The 9,712-nt window shown below is 68.4% G+C and carries 9 protein-coding genes; 3 read left to right on the top strand and 6 right to left on the bottom strand.

Annotation, left to right across the window (positions count from 1 at the left end; genetic code table 11):
- Positions 1 to 224 precede the first annotated feature (224 nt).
- From AC1DY5_RS29175 to AC1DY5_RS29150, 6 genes are all read right to left on the bottom strand, one after another.
- On the bottom strand, positions 225 to 1,001 hold the full coding sequence (locus AC1DY5_RS29175; protein WP_478117092.1) for an MBL fold metallo-hydrolase: 777 nt from the start codon (positions 999 to 1,001) through the stop codon (positions 225 to 227).
- Between the two features lie 14 nt (positions 1,002 to 1,015).
- Positions 1,016 to 2,098: an outer membrane protein assembly factor BamC gene (gene bamC / locus AC1DY5_RS29170; protein ID WP_478117090.1), complete on the bottom strand. Its 1,083-nt coding sequence runs from the start codon at positions 2,096 to 2,098 to the stop codon at positions 1,016 to 1,018.
- A gap of 118 nt (positions 2,099 to 2,216) precedes the next feature.
- On the bottom strand, positions 2,217 to 3,143 hold the full coding sequence (gene dapA, locus AC1DY5_RS29165) for a 4-hydroxy-tetrahydrodipicolinate synthase (RefSeq protein ID WP_478117088.1): 927 nt from the start codon (positions 3,141 to 3,143) through the stop codon (positions 2,217 to 2,219).
- A gap of 41 nt (positions 3,144 to 3,184) precedes the next feature.
- Positions 3,185 to 3,736, bottom strand: coding sequence for a class I SAM-dependent methyltransferase (locus AC1DY5_RS29160; RefSeq protein WP_478117086.1), 552 nt, complete (start codon positions 3,734 to 3,736; stop codon positions 3,185 to 3,187).
- Positions 3,733 to 3,873, bottom strand: a complete 141-nt coding sequence (locus tag AC1DY5_RS29155; protein WP_478117084.1) for a hypothetical protein — start codon at positions 3,871 to 3,873, stop codon at positions 3,733 to 3,735. The genes AC1DY5_RS29160 and AC1DY5_RS29155 overlap by 4 nt, the downstream gene beginning before the upstream one ends.
- 5 nt (positions 3,874 to 3,878) lie before the next feature.
- Entirely contained in the window at positions 3,879 to 5,093 is a 1,215-nt protein-coding gene (locus AC1DY5_RS29150) for an MFS transporter (protein ID WP_478117082.1), read from the bottom strand.
- A gap of 141 nt (positions 5,094 to 5,234) precedes the next feature.
- Between AC1DY5_RS29150 and AC1DY5_RS29145 the strand changes: the two genes are divergently transcribed.
- The 3 genes from AC1DY5_RS29145 to AC1DY5_RS29135 all read left to right on the top strand — a co-directional run.
- Positions 5,235 to 7,235 (top strand): DNA topoisomerase IV subunit B, encoded by a 2,001-nt coding sequence (locus tag AC1DY5_RS29145; RefSeq protein WP_478117080.1) that lies wholly within the window; start codon positions 5,235 to 5,237, stop codon positions 7,233 to 7,235.
- A 77-nt stretch (positions 7,236 to 7,312) separates the two neighbouring features.
- Positions 7,313 to 8,188 (top strand): lytic transglycosylase domain-containing protein, encoded by an 876-nt coding sequence (locus AC1DY5_RS29140; RefSeq protein ID WP_478117078.1) that lies wholly within the window; start codon positions 7,313 to 7,315, stop codon positions 8,186 to 8,188.
- A gap of 33 nt (positions 8,189 to 8,221) precedes the next feature.
- A partial coding sequence (locus AC1DY5_RS29135; protein ID WP_478117076.1) for a DNA topoisomerase IV subunit A occupies positions 8,222 to 9,712 on the top strand: 1,491 nt, incomplete at its 3' end.

The following is a 9,712-nucleotide window of genomic DNA, read 5'->3' as shown; positions in this document are numbered from 1 at the left end:
GGGCGCCAGTCCTGCGACGGCGCAACGGGTGGCGGCCAACAGCCGCCRCTGGTGGCGCAATAGCGCCAAGCAGCTCAACAGCGTGCTGAACATCGCCTGGTTTGACCGTATGGGACTACCCAGACTCTCATGACCTAAAACTCTCGAACCGCCCGGTGCGGACCCGCATGCCGGGTGGTGTGGGAGGGGCGCAGTCTAGGAAGACTGCCCCCTATCCCGATGCCTCACAGGTCGAGCCAGGGAGATCCCTCGGCGGCCGTGGCGGTGAGCATTTCGTGTTCGACGGCGCCGAGCGCCTCGGCCATCGTGCGGCGCACGATGTCCGGCCGGTTGTTTTGTTCGCTCAGGTGGGCTGCCACCACATGGCGCAGGCCGCCGTGGTGCACCGCGCGCGCGATGGCCGCGGCGGCCTCGTTCGAGAGATGGCCGTAATTGCCGCCCACGCGCTGCTTCAGAAAGGGCGGATAGCCCGAGCCCGCCAGCAACTCGCTGTCATGGTTGAACTCGAGCAGCAGGGCGTCCAGGCCCATGAGGCGCGCCAGCACATGGGGCGTCGCGTGGCCCAGGTCGGTCAGCACGCCGAGGTGCCGCGCGCCGTCGGTGCAGCGCAGCTGCAGCGGCTCGCGCGCATCGTGCGGCACCGTGAAGGGCTGGAGGCAGAGCTCGCCGACCGCGATGTCGACGCCGTCCCGCGCGAGCATGAGACGGCCTTCGAAATCGTGCCCGCCGGTCGCCAGCCAGGTGCCCTCGCTCATCCACACCGGAATTCGTTCACGACGCGACAGGGCCCGCGCGCAGCCGATGTGGTCGCCGTGCTCGTGGGTGATGAAGATGGCGTCGATGTCGCCGGCCGCGAGGCCGGCCCGCGCCAGCCGGCTGTCGAGTTGCTTCTGGCCGAAGCCGCAGTCGATCAGCAGCCGGGACGTGCGCCCGCCGCTGGTCGCCTCGACCAGCGTGGCGTTGCCGGTGCTGCCGCTGCCCAGACTGCGGAAGCGCAGCATCGGGAGCGGCCGGCTTACTTCAGGTCGTCGGCGATGACCTGCACGATGCGCTGCGCATTGGCCGTGCTGTCGGCCGCGCCGCTCTCGTTGAGGACCGACACCGTGCTGGTCTCGCCCTGGCCCTTGACCAGGATGCGGAACTTGAGCGGCGCCTCGGTCTTGCCGGGCCCGAAGCTGAGCAGCTTGGCGAACACGCTGGGTTCCGACTTGTTCGGGTTCGGCGGCACATAGCGCACGAAGTAGGTCCCGGCGGCGCGGTCGCGGTCTTCGACCGTGAAGCCCGTGCGGTCGAGTGCCAGGCCGACGCGGCGCCAGGCGCGATCGAAGTTCTCGCTGATCTGCACCACCGGCTGGCCGCCGACGTTGGCGACCTTGGCGGTCTGCGGCGCGGTTCCGACGGCGGCGATGAGCTTCGACTRCTCTTGCGAGACGCCGAGCTTGACCATCAGGCGACGCAGGAACTCGGCTTCGAGCTCGGGGTCGCTGGCGCGCGGCTGCCAGGCCGTCTGGTCCTTGCGCGAGCTGCTGTAGACCTCTTCCATGCCGCGGTGGCTGATGAAGATCTCGGTGCCGTTGGGCGTGCGCTCCATCCKGGTGCGGAAGCGGTCGAGTTCACCGGTCGAGTAGGCCGATTCCACGAGCTTGCCGAGCGTGCCGCGGATGATGTCCTGCGGCAGCTTGGCGCGGTTCTCGGCCCAGTCGGTTTCCATGATGCCGAGATTGCGCTGGTCGGTGGTGATCAGGAATCCACTCTCCTGCCAGAAGTCGCGCACCGGATCCCAGAGCTGGTCGGCCGAGCGGTTGACCACCAGCCAACGCTGCGTGCCGGCGCGTTCCATGCGCACGTCGCCGACCGAGCTGACCGCGGTCGGCTGGCCCGGCGCGCTGGCGAGGCCGGCCTGGTAGGCGTTGGCCGTGACCGCGCCGCCCGGGATCGCGTAGCGGTTCTCGCGCGTGAGTTGGGTCAGGTCGGGCGGAACTTCGAGGGTCGGGGCCTTGCCGGCGCTCTTGTAGTCGATCTTGTCGCTGTCGAGGGCCGAGCAGGCGGCGAGACCGGCGACCAGGGCCAGCAATGCGAATCGCGAAATGGTTTTCAACGTCTACTTCCTTTTGGGATGGTTGAGCTCAATCGGTGGGCGCGGTGCCCGCTCCTTCAGAGCGCGGCCCGGGCAAAAGGTTGCCGGCGTTCGCAAACGCCCGCTGAAAAGATGGGGGTCAGTCCTTGAGGAGGCCGCTGGCGCGCAACGCGGATTCGACAACCGGCCGGCCGCTTTCGGACAGCTCGGTGAGGGGCAGGCGCAGGGCACCGCCGCAGAGTCCGAGCCGTGCCATGGCCCATTTAACCGGAATCGGATTCGGCTCGAAGAACAGGTGGCGGTGCAGCGGCATCAGTTCGAACTGGATCTGCATTGCGCGCCGGGCGTCGCCGGCGATGGCGGCGACGCAGAGCTCGTGCATCTTGCGCGGCGCGACGTTGGCCGTGACGCTGATGTTGCCCTGGCCACCGCACAGCATCAGCGCGACGGCGGTCGGGTCGTCGCCGGAATAGACCGCGAATTTCTTGGGCAGGTCGCGGATCAGCCACTGGGCGCGCTCGATGTTGCCGGTGGCTTCCTTGATGCCGATGATGCCGGGCACCTGGGCCAGGCGCAGCACGGTGTCGTGCGCCATGTCCGCCACGGTGCGCCCGGGCACGTTGTAGAGCACCGTCGGCAGGTCGCCCACCGCTTCGGCGATGGCCTTGAAGTGCTGGTACTGGCCTTCCTGGGTCGGCTTGTTGTAGTAGGGCACCACCTGCAGCTGGCAATCGGCGCCCACGCCCTTGGCGAATTTGGCGAGCTCGATCGCTTCCTTGGTGGAATTGGCGCCGCAGCCTGCCATCACGGGCACGCGGCCGCGGGCCTGCTCGACCGTGACGCGGATGATCTCGCAGTGCTCTTCGACGTCGACCGTCGGCGATTCGCCGGTGGTGCCGACGACGCCGAGGCAATCGGTGCCTTCGTCGATGTGCCAGTCGATCAGCCGGCGCAGGGCGGGATAGTCGACACTGCCGTCGTCGTGCATCGGCGTGACGAGCGCAACGATGCTACCTGTCAGTTGCTCCAAGGGAATCTCTTTGTGGTTTGCCCGAAAAGCAGCCATTCTACTGATTGGCCCCGCGCCCCGGCAGCGGGCCGACCCTGTTAGGGGGCCTGCAGGGCATGGCGGGGCGGCGCGGCGGCAGCAGTTTGCGGACGGACGGCGGCAATGCGCTGGACGAAACGCTCGGGTTCCGCCAGGAAGCCGTCTTCGTAGGCCACCACGCGCAGGCCGGCGCAGGCGGTCAGCAGTTCGCCCGGCTGGAGCAGGAAATCGGGCCGCGACGGCTTGCCCACGCTCTCGTTGCCTGCCGCAAAGGTTTCATAAAGCAAAACGCCGCCGGGGGCGACCGCGGCGACAATGTCGGCCAGGCGCGGGCGCCAGAGGTAGTTGCTGACGACGACCGCGCCGAAATGCCGGCCCTCGAAGGGCCACGGGCCGTTCTCGATGTCGGCCAGCACGGCCTGGCCAAAGGGCGCGGCTGCATCGACGGCCTCCTGCGAGCGATCGACGCCGGTCGCGGGATGGCCCCGGCCGGCGAACCAGCGCATGTGGCGGCCGGCGCCGCAGGCCACGTCCAGCACGGCGGCGCCGGGCGCCAGCAGATGGGACCAGCGAACGATCCAGGGCGAGGGCGCGAGCGTCTCGTGGCTCAAAAGCAGCTCCAGACCTGTTCGGCCAGCGTCACGAGGAAGCCCGGGCGGGTGTAGAGGGCGAAGACGCCCGACAACGCGAGCGCCGCGGCGCCGAGCCAGGCGGCCTGGACCAGCGGAGGGCGGGACTTGGCGGGCATCGGCATCAGGCGGGCTGGATCCGCTGCCTCGGGATCGCGCTTTCCCTGACCGGCAGGTTGATCAGCGCGGCCATCACGCCGAGCGCGATCGCGATGTACCAGACCAGGTCGTAGCTGCCCAGTCGGTCGTACAAGTAGCCGCCAAGCCAGACGCCCAGGAAGGAGCCGATCTGGTGGCTCAGGAAGACGAAGCCGCCGAGCATCGACAGGTGGGCGACGCCGAAGATCTGGGCCACGATGCCGCTGGTCAGCGGCACGGTGGAAAGCCACAGGAAGCCGATCACGGCGGCGAAGACGTAGACCGAGAGCGGCGACAGCGGCGCCAGCAGGAACAGCGCGATCGCCAGCGCGCGCCCGAGGTAGATGCCGGCCAGCAGCTTGCGCTTGGCCAGCCGGGCACCCAGCGCCCCGGCGGCGTAGGTGCCGAAGACGTTGAACAGCCCGATCAGCGCCAGCGCATAGCTGGCCACTTCGGGCGAGAGCCCCTTGTCGCGCAGGTAACTCGGCATGTGGACACCGATGAACACGACCTGGAAACCGCAGACGAAGTAGCCGGCCATCAGCATCACGAAGCTCGGGTACTTGAAGGCCTCCTGGACGGCCTGAAGGATGGTCTGCTCGCGCTTGCCGCTGGCGGCCGCCAGCCGGGGCTCGCGCAGCGAGAAGGCCAGCGGGACGATCAGCAGCACCATGGCGGCCAGCACCAGCAGGGCGGTCTGCCAGCCGAGCCGGGCGATCAGCTGGCCCTCGACCGGCACCATCAGGAACTGGCCGAAGGAGCCGGCCGCGGCCGCGACGCCCATGGCCCAGGAGCGGCGCTCGGCCGGGATCTGGCGCCCGATCACGCCGTAGATCACCGCATAGGTGGTGCCGGCCTGGGCGGCGCCGATCAGCACGCCGGTGGTCAGCGCGAACATTAGCGGCGTCTGCGAAAGCGCCATGCCGGCCAGCCCCAGTGCATAGAAAACGGCGCCGGCGACCATGACCCGGAGGGCGCCGAACTTGTCGGCCAGCATGCCGGCGAAGACGCCGAAGACGCCCCAGGAGAGGTTCTGGACGGCCAGCGCGAGCGAAAAGGCCTGGCGGGTCCAGCCCTGTTCCTGCGCGATCGGCTGCAGCCACAGGCCGAAGCCATGGCGGATTCCCATCGACAGGGTGACGATCAGGGCGCCGCAGATGAGCACCCGGTGGATGCCGAGTGGCCGGGAAGAAGAGGTCATCCCGGAAAATGTACCTAAAAGCCGGTGGGCAGGTTGGCGCCCCGGGGGCAGCGATTGTTGAAATTTTTGCCGGTCTTTGATGCGCGGGGCGCAGTGGCGGGCGGCGGGGGGCCCCGGCACCAAGGCCTAGAATCCCGCGCCATGGCAAGCAAGGAACCAGGCAGTTACGGCGAATCATCGATTCGCGTCCTCAAGGGCCTCGAGCCCGTCAAGCAGCGGCCCGGGATGTACACCCGCACCGACAACCCGCTGCACATCATTCAGGAAGTATTGGACAACGCCGCCGACGAGGCGCTCGCGGGCTACGGCAAGAAGATCAAGGTCACGCTGCACGCCGACGGCTCGGTCAGCGTCGAGGACGACGGCCGCGGCATTCCGTTCGGCCTCCATCCGGAAGAGAAGGCGCCGGTGGTCGAGCTGGTGTTCACGCGGCTGCACGCGGGCGGCAAGTTCGACAAGGGCTCGGGCGGTGCTTACAGCTTCTCGGGCGGGCTGCACGGGGTCGGCGTGTCGGTGACCAACGCGCTGTCGACCCGGCTCGAGGTGAGCTCGTACCGCGAAGGCTCGGTGGCGCAGCTCGCGTTCTCGGCCGGCGACGTGATCGAGAAGCTCAAGGTGCGGCCGCAGGAAAGCGCGGCCGCCTCGGCCAATGGCGACGGCTCGCGCGACCGCAGGCAGGGCACCACGGTGCGCGCCTGGCCGGACCCGAAGTACTTCGAGTCGGCGCTGCTGCCGGTCAACGAACTGACCCACCTGCTGCGCAGCAAGGCGGTGCTGATGCCCGGCGTCACGGTCACGCTGGCGGTCGAGAAGACCAAGGAGACGCAGACCTGGCTCTACAAGGGCGGCCTGCGCGACTACCTCATGCAGACCCTCAACGGCGATCCGGTGATTCCGTTGTTCGAAGGCGCCGGCCATGCCGACAAGAACGCCGACAACTTCGCCGAAGGCGAGGGTGCCGACTGGTGCGTGGCCTTCACCGAGGACGGCCAGCCGGTGCGCGAGAGCTATGTCAACCTGATCCCGACCAGCGCCGGCGGCACCCACGAGAGCGGATTGCGCGACGGCCTGTTCAATGCGGTCAAGAGCTTCATCGAGCTGCACTCGCTGCTGCCCAAGGGCGTCAAGCTGCTGCCCGAGGACGTCTTCGCGCGAGCCTCCTACGTGCTGTCGGCCAAGGTGCTCGACCCGCAGTTCCAGGGCCAGATCAAGGAGCGGCTGAATTCGCGCGATGCGGTGCGGCTGGTGTCGAGCTTCGTCCGGCCGGCGCTCGAACTCTGGCTCAACCAGCACGTCGACTACGGCAGGAAGCTCGCCGAGCTGGCGATCAAGGCGGCCCAGACCCGGCAGCGGGCGGGCCAGAAGGTCGAGAAGCGCAAGGGCTCCGGCGTGGCCGTGCTGCCCGGCAAGCTGACCGATTGCGAGAGCAAGGACACGGCGCACAACGAAGTCTTCTTGGTCGAAGGCGACTCTGCCGGCGGCAGTGCCAAGATGGGCCGCGACAAGGAGAGCCAGGCCGTCCTGCCGCTGCGCGGCAAGGTGCTGAACACCTGGGAGGTGGAGCGCGACCGCCTGTTCGCCAACACCGAGATCCACGACATCTCGGTGGCGGTCGGGGTCGACCCGCACGGACCCAACGACACGCCCGACATGTCAGGCCTGCGCTACGGAAAGATCTGCATCCTGAGCGATGCCGACGTCGACGGCTCGCACATCCAGGTGCTGCTGCTGACGCTGTTCTTCCGTCATTTCCCGAAGTTGATCGAGGCCGGCCACGTGTACGTGGCCAAGCCGCCGCTGTTCCGGGTCGACGCACCGGCGCGCGGCAAGAAACCGGCCTCCAAGGTCTATGCGCTCGACGAGGGCGAACTCACGGCGATCCTCGACAAGCTGCGCAAGGACGGCGTGCGCGAGGGCGCCTGGAGCATCAGCCGCTTCAAGGGACTGGGCGAGATGAATGCCGAGCAGTTGTGGGAGACCACGCTGAACCCCGACACGCGGCGGCTGCTGCAGGTGCGTCTGGGGCGCTTCGACACCCGGGGCACCGAGGGCGAGATCACCAAGCTCATGGGCAAGGGCGAGGCGGCCGCGCGGCGCGAGCTCATGGAACTGCGGGCCGACGACGTGGACATCGATGTGTGACGCCGCCGAACAATTTGTGACGCTGCGAGGCGCCGCGCCGGGGTGCGCGCGCCCATAGTCCAGGGATGGCGATTTCGATGAAGGCTTCCTGGCGGTCGATGCTGCTGGCCGTGTCGTTGGCGATGCTTCCCTTGTGGACGCGGGCCGCCGACATCTACGGCTACATCGACGACAAGGGCGGCGCGCATTTCGCGTCCGAGAAGATCGACGAGCGCTACCAGCTCTTCTTCCGCGGCGGCCGGAGCTTCGACACCGCGAACGGCATCGCGCCGTTGCTGCGTGGGCGCAAGGGCGCGATCGACGGCCAGGTGCCGCGCGCCTCGCAGTCCCTGCTGACACTGGTCGAGGCCTCGCCGGGCTACAAGGTCGCGAAGTCGGCGCTGCGCGATGCGTCGCGCAATCACGGCATCGACTACGAGCTGCTGCAGGCGCTGGTCGCGACCGAATCCGGCTTCGATGCGCAGGCGGTGTCGCCCAAGGGTGCGCTCGGCCTGATGCAGGTGATGCCGGCGACGGCGCAGCGCTACGGCGTGGCGGCGGACCAGCGGGCCTCGGTCGAGTCCAAGCTGTTCGATCCGCGCATCAACGTCGCCACCGGATCGCGCTACCTGCGCGACCTGATCGCGATGTTCCCGGGCCGGATCGAACTCGCGCTGGCCGCCTACAACGCCGGCGAGGGGGCGGTGCAGCGTGCCGGCAACCAGATTCCGACCTACCGCGAGACGCAGAACTACGTCGCGACCGTGCTGCAGCTGTATGCCTACCTGAAGCCCGCGGCGGCATTTGGCCGAGGCAAGGCGAGCGGCCGGATCCGCATGGAGATGGTGCCGACGGGCGGCGCCATCGGACGTGGCAACATGCCGTCCGACGCGCGCCGCATGCCGGCGCTCCCCGAACCGACCGATCCGCCAGCCGCAGGGGCCGCCGGTCCCGCGGCGTCGGCGACGCCATAGACCCGCAAACCTTTCTCTCTTTCTTCTCTTTCCATGGATTCCCAACCGACGCTCGATCTGCAGAGCCCCGAAGACGATGGCGCGCTGACGCTGGCCGACTACGCGCAGACCGCCTACCTCGAATACGCCCTGAGCGTGGTCAAGGGCCGGGCCTTGCCCGATGTCTGCGACGGCCAGAAGCCGGTGCAGCGGCGCATCCTCTATGCGATGTCGCGCATGGGCTTGAGCTTCGGCGGMGCCAATGGCACCGTCGGCGCCAAGCCCGTGAAGAGTGCGCGCGTGGTCGGCGATGTGCTGGGCCGCTTCCACCCGCACAGCGACCAGGCCGCCTACGACGCGCTGGTGCGCATGGCGCAGGATTTCTCGCAACGATATCCGCTGGTCGACGGCCAGGGCAACTTCGGCAGCCGCGACGGCGACGGCGCCGCGGCGATGCGCTACACCGAGGCCCGTCTTGCCCGCATCACCAGCCTGCTGCTCGACGAGATCGACGAGGGCACGGTCGACTTCATCCCGAACTACGACGGCTCGACCGAGGAGCCCAGGCTGCTGCCGGCGCGGCTGCCGTTCACCTTGCTCAACGGCGCCAGCGGCATCGCAGTCGGCCTGGCGACCGAGATCCCGAGCCACAACCTGCGCGAGGTCGCCGATGCCTGCGTGGCGCTGATCAAGGCCAACGGCAAGCTGACGGATGAGGAACTGTTGGCGATCGTGCCGGGCCCGGACTATCCGGGCGGCGCGCAGATCATCAGCAGCGCGGCCGACATCGCCGACGCCTACCGCACCGGCCGCGGCTCGCTCAAGGTGCGGGCGCGCTGGAAGATCGAGGATCTGGCACGCGGCCAATGGCAGCTGGTGGTCAACGAGCTGCCGCCGGGCGTCAGTTCGCAGAAGGTGCTGGAGGAAATCGAGGAGCTGACCAACCCGAAGATCCGCGCCGGCAAGAAGGCGCTCTCGGTCGAGCAGACGCAGCTGAAGGCCGCGGTGCTGTCGCTGCTCGACGGGGTGCGCGACGAGTCGAGCAAGGACGCGCCGGTGCGCCTTGTGTTCGAGCCCAAGACCTCGCGCATCGGGCAGGAAGAGTTCAGCACGATGCTGCTGTCGCAGACCTCCCTGGAGACCTCGGCGCCGATCAACCTCACGATGGTCGGCATCGACGGCAAGCCGACGCAGAAGTCGCTGCGGCAGATGCTCAACGAATGGATCGCCTTCCGCGAGATCACGGTCGAGAAGCGTTCGCGGCATCGCCTGGGCAAGGTGCAGGACCGGATCCACATCCTCGAGRGGCGGCAGCTGGTGCTGCTCAACATCGACGAGGTGATCGCGATCATTCGCGCCGCCGAGGATCCGAAGGCGGCGCTGATCGCGCGCTTCAACCTCAGCGACCGGCAGGCCGAAGACATCCTCGAGATCCGCCTGCGCCAATTGGCGCGGCTGGAGGCAATCAAGATCGAGCAGGAGCTCAAGGGCCTGCGCGAGGAACAGAAGAAGCTCGAGGACATCCTTGCGAGCCCGGCCGCATTG

It is taken from the genome of Variovorax sp. P4_D9, from assembly GCF_056401695.1.
The sequence above is the reverse complement of the archived record's forward strand: the minus strand, read 5'-3'. Positions and strand labels throughout refer to the sequence as shown.

Bases quoted from the DNA above. Each gene is read 5' to 3' on its own strand.
- dapA (WP_478117088.1), bottom strand. From the start codon at position 3,143: ATGGCTGCTTTTCGGGCAAACCACAAAGAGATTCCCTTGGAGCAACTG.
- AC1DY5_RS29155 (WP_478117084.1), bottom strand. From the start codon at position 3,873: ATGCCCGCCAAGTCCCGCCCTCCGCTGGTCCAGGCCGCCTGGCTCGGC.
- AC1DY5_RS29145 (WP_478117080.1), top strand. From the start codon at position 5,235: ATGGCAAGCAAGGAACCAGGCAGTTACGGCGAATCATCGATTCGCGTC.
- AC1DY5_RS29150 (WP_478117082.1), bottom strand. From the start codon at position 5,093: ATGACCTCTTCTTCCCGGCCACTCGGCATCCACCGGGTGCTCATCTGC.
- AC1DY5_RS29140 (WP_478117078.1), top strand. From the start codon at position 7,313: ATGAAGGCTTCCTGGCGGTCGATGCTGCTGGCCGTGTCGTTGGCGATG.
- AC1DY5_RS29175 (WP_478117092.1), bottom strand. From the start codon at position 1,001: ATGCTGCGCTTCCGCAGTCTGGGCAGCGGCAGCACCGGCAACGCCACG.